18 protein-coding genes are annotated in these 24,024 nt (G+C 70.1%); 11 read left to right on the top strand and 7 right to left on the bottom strand.

Annotated elements, in window-relative coordinates:
* Window positions 1-38: 38 nt before the first annotated feature.
* Both ADK36_RS20265 and ADK36_RS20260 read left to right on the top strand, forming a co-directional pair.
* On the top strand, window positions 39-3,158 hold the full coding sequence (locus tag ADK36_RS20265; protein WP_078942679.1) for an alpha-L-rhamnosidase: 3,120 nt from the start codon (window positions 39-41) through the stop codon (window positions 3,156-3,158).
* A gap of 76 nt (window positions 3,159-3,234) precedes the next feature.
* Window positions 3,235-4,773 carry an FAD-dependent oxidoreductase gene (locus tag ADK36_RS20260; protein WP_053198522.1) on the top strand — a complete coding sequence of 513 codons (1,539 nt, stop codon included), beginning with the start codon at window positions 3,235-3,237 and terminating at the stop codon, window positions 4,771-4,773.
* 10 nt (window positions 4,774-4,783) lie between these two features.
* Here the strand turns inward: ADK36_RS20260 and ADK36_RS20255 are convergent, their stop codons facing one another.
* The 6 genes from ADK36_RS20255 to rhaI all read right to left on the bottom strand — a co-directional run bounded on the left by ADK36_RS20255 (window position 4,784) and on the right by rhaI (window position 12,565).
* A complete protein-coding gene (locus ADK36_RS20255; protein WP_048579068.1) occupies window positions 4,784-5,437 on the bottom strand; it encodes a LutC/YkgG family protein in 654 nt (217 codons plus the stop codon).
* On the bottom strand, window positions 5,434-6,912 hold the full coding sequence (locus ADK36_RS20250; RefSeq protein ID WP_048579067.1) for a LutB/LldF family L-lactate oxidation iron-sulfur protein: 1,479 nt from the start codon (window positions 6,910-6,912) through the stop codon (window positions 5,434-5,436). The genes ADK36_RS20255 and ADK36_RS20250 overlap by 4 nt, the downstream gene beginning before the upstream one ends.
* A complete protein-coding gene (locus tag ADK36_RS20245; protein WP_048579066.1) occupies window positions 6,909-7,664 on the bottom strand; it encodes a (Fe-S)-binding protein in 756 nt (251 codons plus the stop codon). Before ADK36_RS20245 ends, ADK36_RS20250 begins: the two co-directional genes overlap by 4 nt.
* A gap of 106 nt (window positions 7,665-7,770) precedes the next feature.
* The gene (locus ADK36_RS20240; RefSeq protein ID WP_048579065.1) at window positions 7,771-9,207 is read right to left on the bottom strand and encodes a rhamnulokinase; all 1,437 of its coding nucleotides are present in this window, start codon (window positions 9,205-9,207) and stop codon (window positions 7,771-7,773) included.
* An 8-nt stretch (window positions 9,208-9,215) separates the two neighbouring features.
* On the bottom strand, window positions 9,216-11,255 hold the full coding sequence (locus tag ADK36_RS20235) for a bifunctional rhamnulose-1-phosphate aldolase/short-chain dehydrogenase (RefSeq protein WP_048579064.1): 2,040 nt from the start codon (window positions 11,253-11,255) through the stop codon (window positions 9,216-9,218).
* Window positions 11,256-11,404: 149 nt separating this feature from the next.
* Entirely contained in the window at window positions 11,405-12,565 is a 1,161-nt protein-coding gene (rhaI, locus tag ADK36_RS20230; RefSeq protein ID WP_048579063.1) for an L-rhamnose isomerase, read from the bottom strand.
* 282 nt (window positions 12,566-12,847) lie between these two features.
* On the opposite strand from rhaI, the gene ADK36_RS20225 reads away from it, so the two are divergent.
* From ADK36_RS20225 to ADK36_RS20190, 8 genes are all read left to right on the top strand, one after another.
* Window positions 12,848-14,365, top strand: a complete 1,518-nt coding sequence (locus ADK36_RS20225) for a sugar ABC transporter ATP-binding protein (RefSeq protein WP_048579062.1) — start codon at window positions 12,848-12,850, stop codon at window positions 14,363-14,365.
* The gene (locus ADK36_RS20220) at window positions 14,362-15,402 is read left to right on the top strand and encodes an ABC transporter permease (RefSeq protein ID WP_048579061.1); all 1,041 of its coding nucleotides are present in this window, start codon (window positions 14,362-14,364) and stop codon (window positions 15,400-15,402) included. Before ADK36_RS20225 ends, ADK36_RS20220 begins: the two co-directional genes overlap by 4 nt.
* Window positions 15,395-16,381, top strand: coding sequence for an ABC transporter permease (locus ADK36_RS20215; protein WP_048579060.1), 987 nt, complete (start codon window positions 15,395-15,397; stop codon window positions 16,379-16,381). The genes ADK36_RS20220 and ADK36_RS20215 overlap by 8 nt, the downstream gene beginning before the upstream one ends.
* 100 nt (window positions 16,382-16,481) lie before the next feature.
* Entirely contained in the window at window positions 16,482-17,564 is a 1,083-nt protein-coding gene (rhaS, locus tag ADK36_RS20210) for a rhamnose ABC transporter substrate-binding protein (protein ID WP_048579059.1), read from the top strand.
* A 17-nt stretch (window positions 17,565-17,581) separates the two neighbouring features.
* Window positions 17,582-17,902, top strand: a complete 321-nt coding sequence (locus tag ADK36_RS20205; RefSeq protein ID WP_048579058.1) for an L-rhamnose mutarotase — start codon at window positions 17,582-17,584, stop codon at window positions 17,900-17,902.
* A 27-nt stretch (window positions 17,903-17,929) separates the two neighbouring features.
* The gene (locus ADK36_RS20200) at window positions 17,930-19,360 is read left to right on the top strand and encodes a BNR repeat-containing protein (protein ID WP_048579057.1); all 1,431 of its coding nucleotides are present in this window, start codon (window positions 17,930-17,932) and stop codon (window positions 19,358-19,360) included.
* A 74-nt stretch (window positions 19,361-19,434) separates the two neighbouring features.
* Window positions 19,435-20,460 carry a LacI family DNA-binding transcriptional regulator gene (locus tag ADK36_RS20195; RefSeq protein WP_048579056.1) on the top strand — a complete coding sequence of 342 codons (1,026 nt, stop codon included), beginning with the start codon at window positions 19,435-19,437 and terminating at the stop codon, window positions 20,458-20,460.
* Between the two features lie 117 nt (window positions 20,461-20,577).
* Complete coding sequence (locus ADK36_RS20190) at window positions 20,578-21,879, top strand: alpha/beta fold hydrolase (RefSeq protein WP_048579239.1); 1,302 nt, start codon at window positions 20,578-20,580, stop codon at window positions 21,877-21,879.
* A 62-nt stretch (window positions 21,880-21,941) separates the two neighbouring features.
* Here ADK36_RS20190 and ADK36_RS20185 read toward each other — a convergent pair whose 3' ends face one another.
* A complete protein-coding gene (locus ADK36_RS20185) occupies window positions 21,942-23,045 on the bottom strand; it encodes a tryptophan 2,3-dioxygenase family protein (RefSeq protein ID WP_159029066.1) in 1,104 nt (367 codons plus the stop codon).
* A gap of 191 nt (window positions 23,046-23,236) precedes the next feature.
* Here ADK36_RS20185 and ADK36_RS20180 point away from each other — a divergent pair, with 191 nt between their 5' ends.
* A complete protein-coding gene (locus ADK36_RS20180) occupies window positions 23,237-23,986 on the top strand; it encodes a PIG-L deacetylase family protein (protein ID WP_048579054.1) in 750 nt (249 codons plus the stop codon).
* Window positions 23,987-24,024 lie beyond the last annotated feature (38 nt).

Below are 24,024 nucleotides of genomic sequence, written 5' to 3'. Positions count from 1 at the left end.
AATCGTTCCAACTCCGAGCAGTCGAAGGGACTACCGGCATGAACGACGGAGTCGACAGCACGAAGGGCGAAGGGGTGCGTCGAAGGACGGTGCTCACCACGGCACTCGGCGCGGCACCGGTGGTGATGGCGGGCGGGATCGTCGGCGGCCCCGCGTCGGCCGCACCGACCGCGCACCGCACCGCGGTCGAGGGCCTGACGGTCGAGCACAGAGCGAACCCCCTCGGCGTGGACGCCACCCACCCGAGGTTCGGCTGGCGCACGGCGTCCCCGGTACGCGGTCGCCGCCAGTCGGCGTACCGGATCCTCGTCGCGACCGCACCCGACCGCCTGACCCCCGCCCGGGCGGACGTCTGGAACAGCGGCCGCGTCACCTCACCCGCCTCGGTCGCCGTGCGCTACGACGGCCCCGACCTGCACGCCTCCACCCGCTACCACTGGACGGTGACGGTCTGGGACGAGACCGGCCGCGCCGTCCCCGCCCCGACCGCCCACTTCGAGACCGGCCTGCTCAGCAGCGACGGCATCGCCGGCTGGGACGGCGCCCGGTGGATCACCATGGCGGGCAAGCGGCCCCACACCCCCGGCGCACCGCTCCTGCGCCACCAGGCCCGCCTGACCGGGCGTCAAGTACGCGCCGCCCGGCTCTACATCTCCGCCCTCGGCGTGTACGAGGCCCATGTCAACGGTCACCGCGTCGCCGTACCGCAGGGCGACGGCACCACCCATGAACTCCTGGCCCCCGGCTGGACCAACTACGACAGCACCGTCAACTACTTCACCTACGACGTCACGGACCTGGTCGCGGGGGAGCGGCACACAGGGCACGTCACCCTCGCCGCCGTGCTCGGCAACGGCTGGTACAACGGCCGGATCTCCGAGAACAGCGCCTACTACTCCGCCGACGGCAACCCCCTGGCCCTCAAGGCGAAGCTCCTCGTCCGGTACGCCGACGGATCCGAGCAGACGATCGTCACCGCACCCGGCGACGACTGGAAGGCCACGGACACCGGCCCCTACCGCGCCGACGACATCTACGACGGCCAGACCTACGACGCCCGCAAGGAGCTCCCGGGCTGGACGGCGGGCGGCTTCGACGCCTCCGGCTGGGCAGGCGTGACCGAACACGACCTCCGCACCAGGTTCCCCGACGCGAAGCTGGTCGCCTATCCCGGTGAGAGCGCCCGTCTCATGCCGCAATGGGATCGCAGGCCGTACTCCGTCACCGTCTACACGGGCGTCACCGGCCACGACGGCAGCCCCAACGGCAAGGGCCGTATCGTCGTCGACCCCGCCCGCACCGTCACCGACCCGGGCTCGGCGGCCACCGCCGCCGTGACCCTGCACCCCGGCGACACGGCCGTGATCGACCTCGGCCAGAACATGGTCGGTGTGCCCCGCTACACCCTGCGCGGCCCGGCCGGCGCCCAAGTCGCCTTCAAACCCGGCGAGATGCTCAACGACGACAGCGCGGGCGCGGACGGCCCGGTCGGCTCGGTCTACCGCGCCAACCTCCGCACCGCCAAGGCGACCAGCACCTACGTCCTCAAGGGCGACCCCGACGGCGAGAGCCACGAGGACTCCCTGACCTTCTACGGCTTCCGCTACGTGTCCGTCACCACGACCGAGACCGTCACCCTCACCCGCTTCACCGGCCGGGTCGCGACCTCCGCCCTCCGCGACATCGGCACCATCACGACCGACGACACGGACGTCAACCAGCTGATCAGCAACGTCCGTTGGGGTCAGCGCGGCAACTACCTGTGGGTCCCCACGGACTGCCCCCAGCGTGACGAGCGCTGCGGCTGGACCGGCGACACCCAGCTCTTCTCCAACACCGGCCTCTACAACGCCGACGCGGTCAATTTCCTGAGCCACTTCCAGGACACCCTGATCGACTCGCAGCGCACCTACGGCGCGGACGGCGCCCAGTTCACGTGGATCGCGCCCGGCGCCCGCTACAACCAGCCCATACCGGCGAGCGGTTGGGCCGACTGCGGCGTGGTCGTCCCCTGGACGATCTGGCAGATGTCCGGCGACACCACCGTCATCGACCGCAGCTGGCCCGCGATGACCAAGTACCTGGACTGGATCCGGCAGCGCACCGGCGACGCCTACGCCGGACAGGGCGCCATCTTCGGCGACTGGCTGGCCTTCCAGGACACCAGCACCCAGCTCATCAGCGACGTCTACTACGGCCACAGCGCCCGGCTGATGGCGGACATGGCCCGCGCCACCGGCCGTACCGCCGAAGCCCGTACGTACGAGGAGCTCTTCTCCCGCGTCAAGCGGGCGTTCGTCGCCAAGTACCTCGTCACCGACGCCACCACGGGCGAGGTCACCGTCCGCTCCAGCCTGGGCGAGGCACCCCCGTGGATCGGCGGCAAGCCCGAGGACAACAGCCAGACAGCCCTGCTCTGGGTCCTCAAACTGCGCCTCTACGACACCGAGGCCCAGCGCCGCCGCCTCGTCGAACTGCTCGCCGAGAACATCGGCAACGACGAGGCGTACAAGGAGGCCCACCCGGACAGCACCCGAGTGAAGTACGCCGAGAACACCCTCTCCGTCGGCTTCCTCGGCGTGAACGTCCTCGCCCCCGTCCTCACCGACGAGGGCCGCGTCGACCTGGCGTACCGGCTGCTGCACCAGGACGCCATGCCGTCCTGGCTGTACTCGGTGCGCAACGGCGCCACCACCGTCTGGGAGCGCTGGAACTCGTACTCCAAGGAGGACGGCTTCGGCCCGGTCGACATGAACTCGTTCAACCACTACTCCTACGGCGCGATCATGGAGTGGATGTACGAGAGCATGGCGGGCATCGCCAAGGACCCGGCCCACCCGGGCTTCCAGCACTTCTTCCTGCGCCCGCACCTCGACCCGACCGGGCGGGTCACCCGGGTCGCCGGCTCGCATCTCTCGCCGTACGGCGAGATCGTCAGCGAGTGGCGGACCGACGGCGGGAAACTGACCTACCGGGCCGTGGTCCCCGCGAACAGTACGGCGACTCTGCGCATCCCCACGGCCGACCCGGCCACGGTGCGTGAGGCCCGGACACCGCTGTCCCGGGTGCCCGGCGTCGACGACCTGGGCTTCGAGGGCGGGGTCGCGAGCTACCGGCTGCCTTCCGGCCGTTACCGGGTGACCGCCGCCATCGGCTGACCTGCGGGCCTTCGCCTGGCCCGCGGTCCCTCGTGTGACCTCGTGTGACGGGGCCGGGCGGGGGAACTCGGCCGGCATGGACGAGCCGACCCGCACCCACGCGTCGTACTGGATCGAGACGGCACCGCCCGGCGACCCCGCACCCCCACCGGACGGCGACCTCACGATCGACGTCGCCGTCGTGGGTGCGGGCATCGCCGGAATCTCCGCCGCCTGGGAACTGGCCCGGCGCGGACACGGCGTCGCCCTGCTGGAGGCGGACCGGCTCGCCACCGGCGTCACCGGGCACACCACCGCGAAGCTCACCGCCCAGCACACCCTGATCTACGATCGCCTGCGCCGCACCCGCGGCAAGGACGGCGCCCACCTGTACGCGACCTCCCAGACGGACGCCATCCGGCATGCCGCCGAGGTCGCGGACGAGCTCGGCATCGACTGCGACTGGGAGGAGACGGCGGCCTACACCTACGCCGAGGACGGCGACCGTACCGACGAACTGCGGGCGGAGGCCGACGCGGCCCGGGAGGCGGGCCTGGCCGCCGAGTACGTGTCCGACACGGAGCTGCCGTATCCGGTGGCGGGCGCCGTGCGCGTCGAGGGGCAGGCCCAGTTCCATCCCCGCAAGTACCTGCTGGCACTGGTCGCCGACCTGAAGCGCCTCGGCGGCCAGGTGTACGAGCACACGCGCGTGGTGGGTCTCTCCGAGGGCGAACCCTGTGTGCTGACGACCGAGGACGGGGTGAAGGTGAGGGCCGGGAGCGTCGTGGTCGCCACCCACTACCCGATCTTCGACCGGGCCCTGCTGTTCACCCGCCTCTCGACGCGGCGGGAACTGGTGGTCGCCGCCCCCATCGACGCGGCCGCCGCCCCGAGCGGCATGTACATCACCCCCGAGCAGAACACCCGCTCGGTGCGCACGGCACCCTACGCGGACGGAAAACGCCTGCTCATCGTCACCGGCGAGCACTTCACCCCGGGCACGGGCGGCGACGTCGAGGCCCGCTTCAAGGGCCTGTCCGACTGGGCGACGGAACGCTTCGGGGAGCTCACCTTCACCCACCGGTGGGCCACCCAGGACAACGACTCCACCGACTCCGTACCGCTCGTCGGCCCCCTGCACCCCGCGAGCCGGCACTGCTACGTGGCCACCGGCTTCGGCGGCTGGGGCCTGAGCAGCGGCATCATGGCCGGCCGTCTGCTCTGCGATCTGATCACCGGCCGCGAGAACCCGTGGCGCGATCTGTACGACCCCCGCCGGGTGATGTCCGTCGTCCGCGAGGGCAAGGACTTCGTCAAGCACCAGTCCGACGTGGCACGCCACTTCGTCGGCGACCGGCTCCAGCACCTGCCGGGCCCCTCGGCCGGCTCGGTGGACGACATCGCCCCCGGCGACGGCGCCGTCGTCCACGTCTCCGGCAAGCGCTGCGCCGTCCACCGCGACGAGGACGGCACCGTCCACGCCGTCTCCGCGAAGTGCACCCACCTGGGCTGCCTGGTCGCGTTCAACCGCGCGGAGCGGGCCTGGGAATGCCCGTGCCACGGCTCCCGCTTCGACCCGGACGGCCGGGTCGTCCAGGGCCCCGCCGTACGGCCGTTGGAGCGGCGCGACATCTGAGCCGCGCCGCTCAGCCGCCGACCAGCACGACCTCCAGGGTGCGCGGGCCGTGCACCCCCTCGACCCGGTCCAGCTCGATGTCGCTGGTCGCCGACGGGCCGGAGATCCAGGTCAACGGGCGGGCGGGATCGAGGCGTTCGAGGGCCTGCGGGACGGACGAAACGACCTGCTCGGGGACCCGTACGACACAGATGTGGTGGTCGGGAACGAGCGTGATGCGGCGCCGGCCCTGGTCGGGGGAGCCGTCCAGGACGATGGTGCCGGTCTCGGCGGCGGCCACCGCACATGCGGTGACCACGCTGTCGACCCGGTCCAGTTCGTCCGGCGTGCTCTCCGCCCGGTCCGCGATCCGCTCGGCGTCGGTCGCCGCGAGCCACTCCGACTCCAGCCCCGGCGGCACGAGTACCGTCTTCGCGCCCCGCGCCGCCAGTATCCCGGCGATCGTCGCCGCGAGATCGGCGGGGATACAGCGGTGCACGATCGCCCGGTAGTCCGCCAGGTTCTCGGCCAGCAGATCGACCGTCTCCGCGACACTGCGCTGCCCGTGCTCACGCAGATAGTCCCGTGGAACCGCCTCCTCGTACGGCGGCTCGTCCCGGGGCGCGTCCGGTACGTCGGCCAGCGCGCGCCGCACCCGGCCCAGGATCCGTTCCCTGCTGCTCACTTGGCACCGTCCTTTCCGCCCTGCGTCCGCTGCCACCAGTCCCGGAACGGCTCCGCGGGCACGGTCGGCAGATCCCGGGTCTCGCTCCATGCCTTGCCGGGGCCGGGCAGCGTGCGCGGATGCAGCCGGCGGGTGCGTGAGGCGAGCCGCTGTCCCGTCCGCAGGGCGCCCGGGTGGCTGAACGCCCAGCGTGTCGCCCGCATCGCGGCCCGCTCGGCGGCATGGCCCTTCGCGGGTTTCAGCACCACCTTGTTGCCGTTCGAGGTCACCTGGCCGCCCTCGACGACCCGCTCCCGCAGATGCACCAGCACCTCGGGGATGTCGATGGCGACGGGGCACACCTCGTAGCAGGCGCCGCACAGCGACGACGCGTACGGCAGCGAGGCGTCGATCTCACTGGACACGCCCCGGAGTTGAGGGCTGAGGATGGCGCCGATCGGGCCCGGGTAGACCGAGCCGTAGGCGTGCCCGCCCGCCCGCTCGTACACCGGGCAGACGTTGAGACAGGCCGAGCAGCGGATGCAGCGCAGGGCCTGGCGGCCGACCTCGTCGGCGAGGGTGTCGGTGCGGCCGTTGTCGAGGAGGACCAGGTGGAAGGTCCTCGGCCCGTCACCGTCCGTCGTACCGGTCCACATGGACGTGTACGGGTTCATGCGCTCGGCGGTGGAGGAGCGGGGGAGGGTCTGGAGGAACACCTCCAGGTCCCGCCAGGTCGGCACGATCTTCTCGATGCCGACCACCGAGATCAGCGTCTCCGGCAGCGTCAGGCACATCCGCCCGTTGCCCTCGGACTCCACGACCACCAGCGTGCCGGTCTCGGCGACCATGAAGTTGGCGCCGGAGATACCGACCTTGGCGCGCAGGAACTTCTCGCGGAGGTGGAGGCGGGCGGCCTCGGCCAGTTCGGCGGGCGTGTCGGTCAGGCCGTCCGGAGCCGGGCGGCCCCACTCGCTCATCTCCTTGCGGAAGATGTCGCGGATCTCGCCCCGGTTGCGGTGGATCGCCGGGACGAGGATGTGCGAGGGGCGGTCCCTGCCCAACTGCACGATCAGCTCGGCGAGATCGGTCTCGTAGGCGCGGATGCCCTCCGCCTCCAGGGCCTCGTTCAGCCCGATCTCCTGCGTGGCCATCGACTTGACCTTGACGACCTCGGACTCACCGGTCGCCTTGACGAGGTCCGCCACGATCCGGTTGGCCTCGTCGGCGTCCGCGGCCCAGTGGACCGTACCGCCCGCCGCCGTGACCGACTCCTCCAACTGCACGAGATAGCGGTCGAGATGACGCAGCGTATGGTCCTTGATCCGCTTCCCGGCCTCCCGCAGCTCCGCCCAGTCGGACACCTCCGCGACGGCCTTGGCCCGCTTGCCGCGGATGGTGTGCGTGGCGTGGCGCAGATTGCCGCGCAGGGTCGTGTCGTGCACGGCCTCGTGCGCGGCCTTCGGAAACGCCGGCATTCCTACGAACGTCCCGCTCATACGGCCGGCTCCTCCTCCGTGCTCGCCAGGATCTCCGCGATGTGCACCGGCCGCATGCCCGTCCGCAGCCGCGCCATCGTCCCGCCGATGTGCATCAGACAGGAGTTGTCCGCCGCGCACAGCACGTCGGCGCCCGTCGACTCGGCGTTGCGCACCTTGTCCGCGCCCATCGCCGCCGAGACATCGGAGTTCTTCACCGCGAAGGTGCCGCCGAACCCGCAGCACTCCTGCGCACCCGGGAGTTCCACCAACTCCAGTCCCTTGACGGCCTGGAGGAGGCGCCGGGGCCGGTCGGCGAGCCCCAGCCCGCGCAGGCCGTGACAGGTCGGGTGGTAGGTCACCTTGTGCGGGTAGTAGGCGCCCACGTCGGTCACCCCCACCACGTCCACCAGGAACTCCGTCAGCTCGTACGTCTTCGGCACCACCGGTGCCAGGGTCGTCGCGAGGGTGTCCCCGCGCCCCTCGGCACGGGCCCGCGCACCCATCCGCGGATACAACTCGCGCACCATCGCCCCGCACGACCCGGACGGGGTGACGATCGCCTCGTACTCCCCGAAGACATCGGAGAAATGGCGGGCGAGGGGCTCGGCCTCATGGCGGTAGCCGGTGTTGTAGTGCGCCTGCCCGCAGCAGGTCTGGGCCATCGGGAAGTCGACGTCGACGCCCAGCCTGGTCAGCAGTTTCACCACGGCGCGCCCGGTGTCCGGATAGAGCGTGTCGTTGACACAGGTCAGGAACAGGGCGACACGCATCGCGGCTCCTAGTGATCGATCATCGGATGAGTGCAGGGTAGTGCGGGCGCGCGGCCCGGGGGAGACCCCGCTCACCGTCGGGTGAGTTTCACCCGTGGGATGAGGTTCACCCTCGGGTGAGCCGGGCCTCCGCCTCGCTCCAGCGCGCCGCGTCCCCCCGCGGCTCGTACCGGGTCAGCGGCTGCGTACGGATGAGCAGGCGCCGGCCATCGCCGAGGTCCCCGACCAGCCCGTGGGTACGTGCCTGGACCAGGACGTTCCCGAGGGCGGCGGCCTCGGTCGGCCCCGCCACCACCGGCAGCCCGCACGCGTCGGCGGTCAGCTGGCACAGCAGGGCGTTGCGGGTGCCGCCCCCGACGACGTGCACGACGTCGACGGGATGGTCGGCCAGCCGCTCGGCGTCCCTGATGGCCCGCCGGTGGGCGAGGGCGAGCGAGTCGAGGATGCAGCGCGTGATCTCGGCGGGCGAGGCGGGCACCGGCTGCCCCGAGGCGCGGCACGCCTCGGCGATCCGCTCGGGCATCCGCCCCGGCGCCAGGAACGCCGCGTCCCCCGCGTCCACGACCGACCGCAGCGCCGGCACCTTGGACGCGTCGAGCAGCAGCGCGCCCAGATCGGGCTCGCCCCAGGCCCGTACGCACTCCTGGAGCAGCCACAGCCCCATGATGTTCCGCAGATACCGGACCGTGCCGTCCAGCCCCAGCTCATTGGTGAAGTTGGCGGCCCGGCTCTCCTCGGTCAGTACGGGAGCGCCCAGCTCGAGCCCGGCCAGCGACCAGGTGCCGGTGCAGATGTACGCGAACCGCTCCCCGTCGGCCGGAACGGCGGCCACGGCGGACGCGGTGTCGTGCGACCCGACCGCCGTCACCGGCACCGGACCACTCAGCCCGGTCTCCTCCAGCACCTCCCCGCGCAGCACCCCCGCGGAGTCGCCGGGCTGCCGCAGCGGCGCGAACAGGCCCAGGTCGACACCCAGCCGCGAGGCGACGTCGTACGACCAGTCCCGCGTCCGGGGATCGATCAGCTGGGTCGTGGAGGCGTTGGTGAGCTCGGTGCCCTGCCGGCCGGTGAGCCAGTACGACAGCAGGTCCGGGACGAGCAACAGCCGCTTGGCGTACGCCAGTTGAGCGGTCTCCCGGGCGGCGGTCAGCTGGTACAGGGTGTTGAACGGGGCGTACTGCAACCCGGTCGCGGCGTACAGCTCCGCCGCCGGGACGGTCGCCCACACCTTTTTCGCGACCCCCTTCGTCCGGGAGTCCCGGTAGTGCACGGGATTGCCGAGCAGCGCCCCGTCGGCGTCCAGCAGCCCGTAGTCCACGGCCCAGCTGTCGATGCCGACGGAGTCGACCTGCCCGGCCGCCCGCAGCCCGTCCAGCACTCCCGCGTACAGCGCGAGCACGTCCCAGCGCAGCCCCTCCGGCACGCGCACCGGCCGGTTGGGGAAACGGTGGGCCTCGCTCAGCTCCAGCGAGTCCGGGCCGACGCGGCCCACCATGACGCGCCCGCTGGACGCCCCGAGGTCGACCGCGGCGTACGACTTCACGGCCGCGCTCACCGCAGGAAGGCGGCCGCGACGCCGGCGTCGACCGGGATGTGCAGCCCGGTGGTGTGGGTCAGGTCCCCGCCGGTCAGGGCGAAGACGGCGTTGGCGACGTGGTCCGGGAGCACCTCCCGCTTGAGGATGGTCCGCTGGGCGTAGAACTCACCCAGCTTCTCCTCCTCGACCCCGTACACGGCGGCCCGCTTGGCCCCCCACCCGCCGGCGAAGATGCCCGACCCGCGCACGACGCCGTCCGGGTTGATCCCGTTGACGCGGATGCCGTGCTCACCCAACTCGGCGGCCAGCAGCCGCACTTGATGAGCCTGATCGGCCTTGGTGGCCGAGTAGGCGATGTTGTTCGGTCCGGCGAAGACGGCGTTCTTGGAGGCGATGTAGACGATGTCACCGCCCAGCTTCTGAGCGATCATCACCCGCGCCGTTTCCCTCGACACGAGGAACGAGCCGCGCGCCATGATGTCGTGCTGGAGGTCCCAGTCCTTGGCCGAGGTCTCCAGCAGCGGCTTGGAGATGGAGATACCGGCGTTGTTGACCACCAGATCGACCCCGCCGAAGGCCAGCAGGGCGGCCTTGAAGGCTGCGGTGATCTGTTCCTCCGACGTGACGTCGACCGTCACGGCGACGGCCTTGTCGGGCCCGCCGAGCTCCTCGGCGACGGCCTGGGCGTTCTCGGCGTTGAGGTCGGCGACGACCACACACGCGCCCTCGGCGACGAGCCGCTGCGCGATCGCCTTCCCGATCCCGCTGCCGGCACCGGTCACCAGCGCGACCCGCGTCGCGAGCGGCTTGGGCTTCGGCATCCGCTGGAGCTTGGCCTCCTCCAGCGCCCAGTACTCGATCCGGAACTTCTCGGACTCCTCGATGGGCGCATACGTGGAGACGGCCTCGGCCCCGCGCATCACGTTGATGGCGTTGACGTAGAACTCGCCCGCGACCCGCGCGGTCTGCTTGTCCTTGCCGAAGCTGAACATGCCGACCCCGGGGATCAGCACGATCGCCGGGTCGGCGCCGCGCATGGCGGGGGAGTCGGGCAGGGCGTGCCGCCGGTAGTAGGCGGCGTACTCCTCGCGGTACTCGGCGTGCAGCTCCCGGAGCCGGGCCACGGCATCGTTGAGGGGGGCGGTGGGCGGCAGATCCAGGACCAGCGGCCGCACCTTGGTCCGCAGGAAGTGGTCCGGGCACGAGGTGCCCAGGGCCGCCAGCCTCGGGTGCTCGGCGCTCGCGAGGAAGTCGAGGACGACCTCGGAGTCGGTGAAGTGACCCACCTGCGGCCGGTCCTGGGAAGCGATGCTGCGGATGACCGGCGCCAGCGCCGCGGCCCGTTCCCGCCGCTCGACGGCGCCGAGCGCCGCGTACCCCTCGATCACCGGCCCGAAGGGCTCCGGCTTCCCGCGCTCGGCGAGAAACGCCTCCGCGGTCCGGATGATGTGCAGCGAGTTCCGCTCGCACTCCTCGGAGGTGTCACCCCACGCGGTGATCCCGTGCCCGCCGAGGATGCACCCGACGGCCTGCGGGTTCGCCTCCTTGACCGCGGCGATGTCCAGCCCGAGCTGGAACCCGGGCCGCCGCCACGGCACCCACACCACGCTGTCCCCGAAACACTCGGCGGTCAGCTTCTCCCCGTCGGCGGCACAGGCGAGCGCGATACCGGAGTCGGGATGCAGATGATCGACATGCGCCGCGTCGACGAGCCCGTGCATGGCGGTGTCGATGGACGGCGCCGCCCCACCCTTCCCATGCAGGCAGTAGTCAAAGGCGGCGACCATCTCGTCCTCACGCTCGACGCCCGGATAGACATCGACAAGCGCCCGCATCCGGTCCAGCCGCAACACGGCCAGCCCGCCCTCGGTGAGCGTCCCGAGATCACCCCCGGACCCCTTGACCCACATCAGCTCCACGTCACCACCGGTGACGGGGTCGGTATCGGTGCCCTTGGCGGACGCGTTTCCGCCGGCGTAGTTGGTGTTACGGGGGTCGGAGCCGAGCCGGTGAGAGCGGGAAAGAAGGGCGGCGGCTTCGGGATGGGGTGCCATGACTTTCAGTCCTATCTAGAAGAGGGTGAAGGGAGCTGTTTTCAGGGGCGCGGCGCTGTATCGATATGCGGCTCCGCCGCGTGGGCGCGACCAGCCACACACGGCCCGCAGCCTGCAACCGGTCGAACCTGGCAGTCGAGACCCGGTAATCAGGCCCCCCACCCGGCCTGCTCCCCACCAACCCGCTCGGCCACGATCTTCTCGGCCCACCCGGACCGGCGGTACGCGGCAATGGGGTCGCCATCGAGCCCCATCTCCCCCCGCACCTCGGCCAGCAACGGCCGCACATCCGTGTTGTACGCATCCATCAGCACGGCATTCGCCTCAAGCACATCACCAGACGTCTGCGCCGCGGCCAACGCCGCCCGGTCGACCAGCAACGCCTTCGCGGTGGCCTCCTGCACATTCATCACCGACCGGATGATCGCCGGGATCTTCGCCTCGATGTTGTGGCACTGGTCGAGCATGAACGCGACCTCGGGGGAGAACCCACCCCCACGCACGACCTCGTACATGATCCGGAACAACTGGAACGGGTCCGCGGCCCCCACCATCAGGTCGTCGTCCGCATAGAACCGCGAGTTGAAGTCGAACCCCCCGAGCTTCCCCTCCCTGAGCAGCGTCGCGACGATGAACTCGATGTTGGTCCCCGGCGCATGGTGCCCGGTGTCCACGACGACCTGCGCCTTCGGCCCGAGCTTGAGACAGTGCGCGTACGCCGTCCCCCAGTCCGGCACATCCGTCGAGTAGAAGGCCGGCTCGAAGAACTTGTACTCCAGCAGCATCCGCTGCCCGTCCCCGAGCCGCTCGTACACCTCGGCGAGGCCCTCGGCCAACCGGTCCTGCCGCGCCCGCAGGTCGTCCTGCCCCGGATAGTTCGTGCCGTCCGCGAACCACAGCTTCAGATCGGCGGAGCCCGTCGCATCCATGATGTCGACGCACTCCAGCAGATGATCGACGGCCTTGCGCCGCACCACCGCGTCCGGATGGCAGATGCTGCCCAGCTTGTAGTCGTCGTCCTGGAAGGTGTTGGAGTTGATCGCGCCCAGCTTCACACCACGCTCTTCGGCGTGCTTGGCCAGCGCCGCGTAGTCGTCGACCTTGTCCCAGGGAATGTGCAGCGCCACGGTCGGGGCCACACCGGTGAACGCGTGCACCTGAGCCGCGTCGTCCAGCTTCTCCCACGGCGTCCGCGGAACGCCCTGCTGGGCGAACACCTTGAACCGCGTCCCCGAGTTCCCGTACGCCCACGACGGCGTTTCGACTGCCTGGGTCTTGAGTGCGGCCTTCACCGCGGCGAGCTCGGTCACTGAGGGCTCCTGTGACGTCGGGACGGTAGTCGGACGGTAGACATCGGAACCGCTTCGCTGTGAAACGATTCAAGACGGGAACGTATGAGCCGCCCGAAGGGGTGTCAACCCCCACGGCCAAGGCTGTTTCTCGTGACTTCGCCGTGACCTTTGTTCATCGAAACTTTTTCGACACGGACCCATTGACGTGACATGCGCTGCGTGCCTAACGTCCCGGCAACCAAGTTGAAACCTTTCACGACGCCGAGAGGGCCGTCCCGCCGGCGTCGTCGAGGAGCCCCCATGACCCACCCGTCCACCACGGGTCCGGCCCCGGTTCTGGCGCTCAGGGACATCTCGAAGTCCTTCGGCGCGGTCCGCGCCCTGCGGGACGTCTCCCTGGAGCTGTTTCCCGGGGAGGTGCACGCCCTCGCCGGAGAGAACGGCGCGGGCAAGTCGACCCTGATCAAGACGCTCGCCGGAGTGCACCGCCCCGACGCGGGCCAGGTGCTGCTCGACGGTGCGCCCGTCGTCTTCCACGGCCCCGGTGACGCCCGCGACGCCGGCATCGCCGTGATCTACCAGGAGCCGACCCTCTTCCCCGACCTCTCGATCGCCGAGAACATCTTCATGGGCCGCCGGCCACGGCGCGCCCTCGGCCGGATCGACCACAGGGCGACCCACGCCGCGACCCTGGCGCTGATGCAGCGTCTCGGCGTCGAGCTCGACCCCGACCGCCCCGCGCGCGGCCTGTCCATCGCCGACCAGCAGATCGTCGAGATCGCCAAGGCGCTGTCCTTCGACGCCCGCGTCCTGATCATGGACGAGCCGACCGCCGCCCTCACCGGCAGCGAGGTCGCCCGGCTCTTCGGAGTCGTCCGCACCCTGCGTGAACAGGGCGCCGCCGTCCTCTTCATCTCCCACCGGCTGGAGGAGATCTTCCAGATCTGCCGGCGGGTGACCACCCTGCGGGACGGCGCCTGGATCGCCAGCGAGCCGCTGGACGGCATGACCGAGGACGACCTCGTACGCCGGATGGTCGGCCGTGACCTCGACGAGCTGTACCCGAAGCAGGACGTGAAGCCGGGCGAGGTCGCCCTGAGTGTGCGCCGGCTGACCCGCGAGGGCGTCTTCACCGACGTCTCCTTCGACGTGCGGCGCGGCGAGATCGTCGGCCTCGCCGGTCTGGTCGGCGCGGGCCGTACGGAAGTCGCGCGGGCCGTCTTCGGCATCGACCGCTGGGACGCCGGCGAGGTCGAGGTGGACGGTCGCAAGCTCACCAACGGCGCCCCGTCCACCGCCATGGCCTCCGGCCTCGCCCTGGTCCCCGAGGACCGGCGGGCCCAGGGCCTGGTGATGGACATGTCCATCGAGCGCAACATCGGCCTCACGGGCCTTCGTACGACCGTGAAGGCCGGCCTCATGGACCGGGGCGCCGAACGCAGCCGCTCCCTCGACTGGGCCGTCAGGCTCCAGGTCAAGTACGCGCGGATCGCCGACACCGTGAACACCCTGTCCGGCGGAAACCAGCAGAAGGTCGTCCTCGCCAAGTGGCTCGCCACCGGCCCGAGGGTGCTGATCGTCGACGAGCCCACCCGCGGTATCGACGTCGGCACCAAGGCCGAGGTGCACCGGCTGCTCAGCGAGCTGGCCGCCGACGGCGTGGCCGTCCTGATGATCTCCTCCGACCTGCCCGAGATCCTCGGCATGGCCGACCGCGTGCTCGTGATGCACGAAGGCCGCCTGACCGCCGAGATCCCCCGCTCCGAAGCCACCGAGGAAACCGTGATGGCCGCAGCAACGGGGAGGGCCGCCGCATGACGGTGACCGCTCCCGACGAGGCCCCTGTCACCGACGTACCCAAGTCCAGCGGCACCCGCCTCGTCGACCGCGTCTTCAAGATGCGCGAACTCGCCATCCTGGCCGTCTTCGTGGTGATGATCGTCGTCACCCAGCTGGGCAACAGCCAGTTCCTCACCGAACAGGGCATCAAGGACCTGCTCCTGAACGCGACGATCCTCGTCCTCGTCGCCACCGGCCAGTCCCTGGTGGTGATCACGAGGAACGTCGACCTCTCCGTCGGCTCCACGCTCGGCATCAGCGCCTTCGCCGCCGGTACGTACCTCCAGGGTGGCGGCAACCCGGTGGTCGCCGTGCTGCTGGCGATCGTGATGGGCGTCGGCTTCGGCCTGCTGAACGGCCTGCTCGTCAGCCTCGGCCAGGTGCCCGCGCTCGTCGTCACCCTCGGCACGCTCTACATCATCCGCGGCATCGACTCCATCTGGGTCGGCTCCCGCCAGATCACCGCGGCCGACCTCCCGGACGGCTTCGTCGACTTCGGCTCCGGCGGTATCTCCGCGGTGCCGTGGCTGGCCCTGATCGCCGTCGCCGTCCTGGTGGCGACCGCGTACTACCTCAAGCACTACGGCAGTGGACGCGAGCTGTACGCCCTCGGCTCCAACCCCGAGGCCGCCCGCCTCGCCGGCATCCCCGTCCGCAAGCGGATCCTCGCCGCGTACACCTTCTGCGGTGCGCTCGCAGGACTCGCGGGCGCCATGTACCTGGCCCGGTTCGGCAACGTCGACTCCGGCACCGGCAACGGCTACGAGCTCACCGTCGTCAGCGCGGTCGTCGTCGGCGGCGTCGTCTTCACCGGCGGCTCCGGCAGCGTCTACGGCGCGGCGCTCGGCGCGCTGCTGCTGACCTCCATCAACAGCGTGCTGCCCGCCCTCGGCGTCAGCTCCGTCTGGGTCCTCGCCATCAACGGCATCCTGCTCATCCTCGCCATCGCGGTCGACCGGATCGTCGCGCTGCGCGTGGCCAACGCCCTGAAGAAGAGGAACGCCCGCCATGGCTGACTTCTCCCTGAGCCGAGCGATCCGGTGGGACACGGTCGTCGGCGCTCTTCTGATCGTCGTGCTCCTGCTGTCCTTCGGAACGGTCGACGGTTTCGGGAACGCTCTCAACCTGTCGTTCCTGATCGGAAACACCCTTCCGATCGCGATGATCGCCCTGCCGATGACGCTCCTGGTCGTCTCGGGCGAGATCGATCTGTCGGTCGCCTCCACCGCCGGTCTCTCCGGCGCCGTGATGGGCGCCCTGTGGAACCAGGGCATGACGATCGAGACGATCATCCCGATCTGCCTGCTGCTCGGTGTGGTCTGCGGACTGATCAACGGTCTGCTGGTGACCAGGCTGGGACTGCCGTCCCTCGCCGTCACCATCGGTACGCTCGCCGCCTACCGCGGCATCGCGCAGATCGTGCTCGGCTCCGACGCGGTGACCGACTTCCCCACCCAGTACCTGGACTTCGCGGCCGGACGCATCGGCGACACCTTCATCCCGTACGCCTTCCTGCCCTTCCTGGTCCTGCTCGCCATCGCCGTGGTCGCGCTGCACGCCACCCCGTTCGGCCGGTCGATCTTCGCGACCGGCGCGAGTGAGGAGGCCGCCCGGTTCGCCGGGATCCGGGTCAAGCGGCAGAAGCTGATCCTGTTCACGGTGACGGGGCTGATGGCTTCGCTCACCGGGATCTTCTGGGCGCTGCATTACGCGAGCGCTCGCTATGACAACGCCACCGGGCTTGAACTGTCGGTCGTGGCAGCCGTGTTGCTCGGCGGTATCGACTTCGACGGGGGCAAGGGCACGTTGGGCGGTGCGATTGCGGGAGTGTTCCTGCTCGGCGCGCTCCAGAACGTCATGAGCCTCCAGGACGTCTCCGCCCAGTCGCAGATCGTCGTCACCGGCGTACTGCTGGTCCTGTCCGTGCTCGGCCCCAGGGTCGCTCGGCAGATCTCCGTCGCCAGGGCCGGGCGCAGAGCGCAAGCGCTCCGCTAGCAAGACCGTCTTCCCTCTTCCGGCCGTATGTGGCTGGTCGCGCAGTTCCCCGCGCCCCTTACGGGGCGCTCCACCTCACCTTCGTAAAAGAGGAACCACCATGCGCAAGGCATCCATCCGCCGTACCTGCGCGGCCCTCGCCGCCGTCACCTCCCTCGCCCTGGCCGCCACCGCCTGCGGCGGCACCACCAAGGAGGACGTCAAGAACGAGGGCGCCTCGGCCGCCACCGGCGGCAAGGCCGACCCGAACGCCGAGCTGAAGAAGGGCCTGACCGTCGGCTTCCTGCCCAAGCAGGTCAACAACCCCTACTTCACCTCCGCCGACAAGGGCGGCGAGGCGGCCCTGAAGGAGTTGGGCTCCAGCTACAAGGAGGTCGGCCCGTCCAGCGCGACCGACACCGCCGGCCAGGTCTCCTACGTCAACACGCTCACCCAGCAGCAGGTCGACGCGATGGCCGTCTCCGCGCAGGACCCGGGCGCCCTGTGCACCGCGCTCAAGCAGGCCATGAAGAACGGCATCAAGGTCGTCACCTACGACTCCGACACCACCCCCGACTGCCGCAACGCCTTCGTCTCGCAGGCGTCCGCCGAGGACCTGGGCCGCACCGAGGTGCAGCTGCTCGCCGAGCAGATCGACTACAAGGGCGAGATCGCGGTCCTGTCCGCCGCACAGACCGCGACGAACCAGAACGTCTGGATCGACTTCATGAAGGAGGAGCTGAAGGACCCCAAGTACAAGGACATCAAGCTCGTCAAGGTCGCCTACGGTGACGACGACGCCCAGAAGTCCTTCCAGCAGACCCAGGGCCTGCTCCAGGAGTACCCGAACCTGAAGGGGATCATCTCCCCGACCACCGTCGGCATCAAGGCCGCCGCCCAGTACCTGTCGGGCTCCAAGTACAAGGGCAAGGTCAAGCTGACCGGTCTCGGCACCCCCAACGACATGCGCAAGTACGTCAAGAACGGCACCGTCGAGGCGTTCGAGCTGTGGGACCCGGCCAAGCTTGGCGAGCTGGCCGCCCGTACCGCCGTCGCGCTGTCGTCCGGGCAGATCACCGGCAAGGAGGGCGAGACCTTCAAGGCCGGTGACATGGGCGAGTACACCATCGGCAAGGACGGCGTGATCAGCCTCGGCAAGCCGACCGTCTTCGACGCCAAGAACATCGACCAGTTCAACTTCTAGGATCTGGAGGGTTGTTGATGCAACGCGTGTGCTTCCTGCTGAAAGTCCGCCAGGACCGCCTGGACGAGTACCGCGAGCGGCACGCCGCCGTGTGGCCGGAGATGCTCCAGGCGCTCTCCGCCACCGGCTGGCACAACTACTCGCTCTTCCTGCGGGACGACGGCCTCTTGGTCGGCTACCTGGAGACCGAGGACTTCGCCGCCGCCCAGGCCGGCATGGAGGCCACGGAGGTCAACGCCCGCTGGCAGAAGGAGATGGCGCCGTTCTTCGAGTCGCTGGACGGCGCCCGCCCCGACGAGGCCATGAAGCCACTCACCGAAGTGTTCCACCTCGCCTGAACGCCCCCCCCCTCAGGAGCCGCAACCATGAAAAGACGTACGCTGCTGGGCGCCGCCCTCGCCGGAGCCGTGATGACCCCCGTCCTGACCTCGGGCACCGCCCGTGCCGCCGACCCCGGCCCGTCCCTCACCCTGACCGGCACCACCACGCTCGACACCCAGGCCATCTTCTTCGTGTCGTACGACGGCCTGGTCAACAACAACGCCTTCCAGAAGAACGGCCTGCTGTCCTACAAGGGCTACCAGTACGCGGTCTGGTACACCGCCGACCGCAACGCCGTCGTCGGCCGCCGTGCGCTCGGCTCCAGCACCTGGTCCACGGTCAAGGTCGGCCACACGCTCCGCTACAACGACTCCCACAACGTCATCTCGATGGGGATCTCGAAGGTCGACGGCCGCCTCCACCTCAACATGGACTCGCACAGCGACGGCTTCACCTACGTCAAGTCGGTCGCCGGTCTCGTGGACAACCCGGCCGGCCTGAGCTGGACCGCGAGCCGCTTCGGCGCACCCCAGTCGACGATGGACGGCCTCGCGCTCACCTCGCAGTTCACCTACCCGCAGTTCGTCTCCACGCCGGACGGCAAGCTCCAGCTCAGCTACCGCGTCGCCGTGTCCGGCAACGGCCGCAACGCCCTGGCCGAGTACGACGGTTCGCGGTGGACCAACCTCGGCGAGTGGTCCAGCTCCACCGGCACGTACACCAGCGAGCACGGTTCCTCGACCGCCCGCAACATGTACCTGCACGGCATCGACTACGACCGCAACGGCCGCCTGCACGCCTTCTTCACCTGGCGCGAGCAGAACGGCGCCGTGATGTGCAACGGCGGCGGGATCAGCAACCACGACACCGGCTACGTCTTCTCCGACGACCGCGGCCGCACCTGGCGCAACAACGCCGGCACCGTCGTCGGCACCACCGGCGGCTCCGACAAGGTCGCCGTCACCGACAGCGGCCTGGTGATCGACGCGATCAACGCGGACCACTCCCTGATGAACCAGGAGAGCCAGTTCACCGACTCCGCCGGCCTGCCGCACGCGATCATCAGCTACGTCCCCGGCCGTTTCGGCCAGTGCACCACCAACTACGTCGCCGACCGCACCGCCAACGGCCGCGCCTTCCACGTCCGCAAGAACGCCTCCGGTACCTGGCAGAAGACCGAGATCCCGGTCCCGCTGAACTCCAGCCAGCGCACCAAGCTGATCCTCGACAAGTACGACAACGCGTACGCGATCTTCCCGTTCTGCCGGGTCGCCGGAGCCTCCAAGTCCTCCGGATACACGGACTGGACGGTGTTGTACGACGGCGTCACAGCGGGACTCAACGCCTTCGGCGAGGTCGTGATCGACGAGACGCGCATCGCGCAGGACAACTTCCTGTCGATCATGTACCAGGAGAAGTCCAGCGGTACGACGCCCTCGGCGCTGCGCAACCTCAACTTCCGCCTGCCCGCCTGACCACAGCCGTTGTGGGCGGCATGACGGTAATGTGCCTTCCCGCCGCCCCTCGTCTCCCAGGAGGTCCCTGCCCGATGACCCAGTCGGTGGGTATCAAGGACGTCGCCCGCGCCGCCGGAGTGTCCGTCGGCACGGTCTCGAACGTCATCAACCGCCCGGACGCGGTCGCGGCCGAGACCCGGGCGCGGGTGCAGTCCGCGATAGACCGGCTGGGATATGTCCGCAGCGAGTCCGCGCGCCAGCTGCGCGCGGGCCGCAGCAGGATCATGGGGCTGCTCGTCCTCGACATGGGCAACCCCTTCTTCGTCGACGTGGCGCGCGGCGCCGAGCGGACCGCGCGCGACGCCGGGCTCGGCGTGATGGTCTGCAACAGCGCACAGAGCGCGAGTGAGGAGGCCGACTATCTGTCGCTCTTCGCCGAGCAGCGGGTGCGTGGCGTCCTGCTGACCCCGGCCGACGCCACCGGCCGCAACATCGAGACGTTCCGGCGGCACAACATCCCCTTCGTCCTCGTCGACCGCGTCGCCGAGGGCACCACCGAGTGCTCGGTCTCCGTCGACGACGTCGCGGGCGGCGCGCTGGCCGTGCGTCACCTCGTCGACGCCGGGCACCGCTCCATCGCGTACGTCAGCGGTCCGCCCGGCCTCAACCAGGTCCGAGACCGCCGCACCGGCGCGCTGAAGGCACTGGATGAGGCCGGCCTCGGCCCCGACTCCCTGCGTGAACTGCCCACCGAGCGGCTCGACGTCGCCGCCGGCCGGGACGCCGGCGCCCGCCTGCTCGGTCTCGCCGACCGCCCCACCGCCGTCTTCTGCGCCAACGACCTGCTCGCCCTCGGCGTCCTCCAGGCCATGTACGCCGCGGGCGTCGGCGTCCCCGACGACCTCGCGATCGTCGGCTACGACGACATCGAGTTCGCGGCCGCCGCGGCCGTGCCCCTCACCTCCGTACGGCAGCCCGCGGTCACCATGGGCACCCTCGCGGCGGAGATGCTGCTGGAGGAGACCGAGGAGGAGACCGGGGCGAAGAAGCACGAGCACCGGCGGGTCGTCCTGCAACCGGAGCTGGTGGTACGGCGGTCCAGCCTGTCGGCCCGCTGATCTCTCGGCCCACTGATCCGCCGTTCAGTACGATTTCATGATCCTGGGGCTCGGTCACCGGACGAACATGTGCTCAACTGGGACGCGGCCCGAAAACCCTCCGTCCCGGGAGCCCTGTTGAGCGTCAGCTACCGCCAGCCCGGCGTCGTCCTCACCGACCGCCACTTCACCGTGCCTCTCGACCACGACGCCCCGAAGGGCGAGACGATCGAGCTCTACGCCCGTGAGGTCGTCGCCACCGACAAGGCGAACCAGGACCTGCCGTGGCTGGTCTACCTCCAGGGCGGCCCCGGCTTCGGGGCGAACCGCTTCGTCGGCAAGGGCGCCTGGCTCGGCCGGGCCCTCAAGGACTACCGCGTCCTGCTCCTCGACCAGCGCGGCACCGGGCACTCCACCCCCGCCAACCGCCAGACGCTCCCGCTGCGCGGCGGCCCCGCCGAACAGGCCGACTACCTCACGCACTTCCGCGCCGACTCGATCGTCCGCGACTGCGAGGCGATCCGCCGGGACGTGACAGGCGGCGCCCCCTGGACCGTCCTCGGCCAGAGCTTCGGCGGCTTCTGCACCGTCAACTACCTCTCCACCGCCCCCGAGGGCCTGACCGCCGCCGTCATCACCGGCGGCCTGCCCTCCCTCGACGCGCACGCCGACGACGTCTACCGCGCTGCCTACCCGCGCATCGAGCGCAAGGTCGCCGCGCACTACGCCCGCTACCCGCAGGACGTCGAGCGCGCCCGCCGTATCGCCGACCACCTCCTCACGAACGAGGTGGTCCTGCCGAACGGATACCGCCTCACCGCCGAGGCATTCCAGTCCCTCGGTATCGTCCTCGGCGGCAGCGAGGGCAGCCACCGTCTGCACTACCTGCTGGAGGACGCCTTCGTGCGCACCCCGCAGGGCCCGGCCCTCTCCGACGCCTTCCAGGAAGAGGTCCAGGGACTGCTGTCGTACGCGGCCCACCCGCTGTACGCCCTCGTCCACGAGGCGATCTACGGTCAGGACGCCCGCCCCACCGCCTGGTCCGCCGAGCGGGTCCGCGCCGAGTTCCCGCAGTTCGACGCGGCCAAGACCCTCGCGGGGGACGGGCCGCTGCTGTTCACCGGCGAGACCATCCACCCCTGGATGTTCGACTGCGACCCGGCGCTGCGCCCGCTGCGTGAGACCGCCGAACTCCTCGCCGCCCGCACGGACTGGACGCCCTTGTACGACCCCGCGCGTCTCGCCGCCAACGAGGTGCCGGTCGCGGCGGCCGTCTACCACGACGACATGTACGTCGACACCGCCCACGCCCTCGCCACCGCCCGCACGATCCGCGGTCTGCGCACCTGGGTCACCGACGAGTTCGAGCACGACGGCGTACGCGCCGGCGGCCCCCGCGTCCTGGACCGGCTGCTGGCGCTGACGCGCGACGAGGCCTGACGGGGGCGGACGGCGGGACGGCCGGACGGCGGGACACCTGGGCATCAGCGCGCGGCCCTGGCTCATCGCGCGCTGAGCTGCCAGAACAGCCGATTCTCCACACATTCGGTCAGGTACGGAACGCCGTCGGTGTAACCGGAGCCGTGCGCATCGCCGAGCATGCGCACGGCAATACTGCGGTGGGTGGATTTCCAGCGCTGGTGCCTGGCCTCCAGCCCGCTGAGTGCCGCGTCGAGCAGATCCCACTCGGCCTGGCCGAACGCGCCCGCGCCGCGCAGGTCGAGATATGCCTGAGTGACAGTGTCCCGCGCGGCCTTTTCCACCTCGTCCCGCACGGCGGGCACACTTGTGAAGGCAGCCGAGTGGAGACGCGGGGCAGATGGACGGCCGCACAGAATCTCGAACCTCTTGTACTGCTCGGACTGAATGGCGCTGGCCCCTTGAGTGAATTTCCGGAACGTGGAGAATTGATCGGCCCGCATCGTTGCGATGATCCGGAACAGTATCGCGGCGCGCTCGAAAACCGCGGTCGCGTGATGGATGCGCTCCAGGCCCGCTTCCAGTTTCCCGTCTCGTAGTGCCCCGATCGCTGTCCGTATATCGGTCGAGATCGCCGTGAAGAGCATTTCGTGGGTCTGGAGCAGGCGGATGAAGAAGTATTCGTCATGCAGCACGTACACGGGATGGACGGTGACGTCGAACCACCGGCAGGCAGCCGTGGTCGGCGGCCTGGGCAGCCGGTCGACGAGATCCGCCAGGTCCGCGGCGTCCGGTCCGCTGAGCTCGTCGCCCACGAAGCGCACGGCATGCCGCAGCCGCTTGCGCAGCGTCACCGGATCGGGACGGCCGCGGGAAGGCGGCTCGGGGGACCCGCCGGCCGTCTCCACCTCGAATCGTATGGCGTCGGACACGAGCAGGGTGGACAGCCGGTCGGGGCTCAGCTCGGATTGCTGGTCGTCCAGGAGAAGCTCCAGGAGTGGCAGCGCGAGATAGGTCCGGTTCCAGTAGCGTCCCTCGTGTTTGTCCAGCAGGCATTCGAGAAATGCATCGAGAAAAGAGCAGTGCATGGAGTGCCGACTTCGGATACTGCTCAACTCGGTCAGCATGCGCTCCGACAGGAAGTGCTTCCCGGTCTGCCGTACGTGTTCCGTGACCACGCGGGCCATGGAGATTCCGTCGAAATGGTCCCCGGAATTCATTGTCGCTGATCTCCGTCCGTGTCGTGGTGCGGTTCTGGTATCAACTAGGCATGATCGAAGGCCCGCACGTCATGTCTCGGATATTCGTGTCTTGACAAGAGCGGGGAGCGCCCAAAACGCGCTGGGGAGACCGCGGAGCGTGTCCTAGGCTGACCCCCATGACGGAGCCGACGATCACTCAGCTGAAGCCCATGCCGGACGACTGGCAGCGTGCGCTCGCCGTCGTCGCGCACCCGGACGACCTCGAGTACGGCTGCTCGGCGGCGATCGCCGCCTGGACCGACGGCGGTCGCGAGGTCACCTACGTCCTCGCGACCCGCGGCGAGGCCGGCATCGACACACTCGAACCCGAGAAGTGCGGCCCGCTGCGGGAGCGCGAGCAGCGGGCGAGCGCCGCGGTGGTGGGCGTGTCGGCGGTGGAGTTCCTCGACCACAGGGACGGCGTGATCGAGTACGGCATCGCCCTGCGCCGCGACATCGCCGCCGCGATCCGTCGGCACCGGCCCGAGCTGGTGATCACGCTCAACCACCGGGACACCTGGGGCGGCGTCGCCTGGAACACCCCGGACCATGTGGCGGTCGGCCGTGCCACGCTGGACGCGGCCGGCGACGCCGGCAACCGCTGGATCTTCCCCGAGCTCGTCGAGCAGGGCCTGGAGCCCTGGGACGGCGTCCGCTGGGTCGCCGTCGCCGGGTCCAGCACACCCACGCACGCGGTGGACGCGTCGGCGGGCCTGGAGCGCGGGGTGCGCTCGCTGCTCGAACACCGCACCTACATCGAGGTGTTGACGGACGAGGACCCGGAGGCGTACGCCCGCCGTTTCCTCACGGGCAACGCAGAGGCGACGGGGGAGCGGTTCGGCGGGAAGCCGGCCGTGGCGTTCGAACTGTTCGGCCGAGAGTTCTGACCGGCGGCCAGAGGAGCACGGGGGGCATGGTGCCAGGG

This window comes from Streptomyces viridochromogenes, assembly GCF_001270495.1.
GTDB lineage: Bacteria > Actinomycetota > Actinomycetes > Streptomycetales > Streptomycetaceae > Streptomyces > Streptomyces viridochromogenes_A.
Note: the sequence above shows the minus strand (reverse complement) of the source record. Positions and strands in the feature narration are given on the sequence as shown.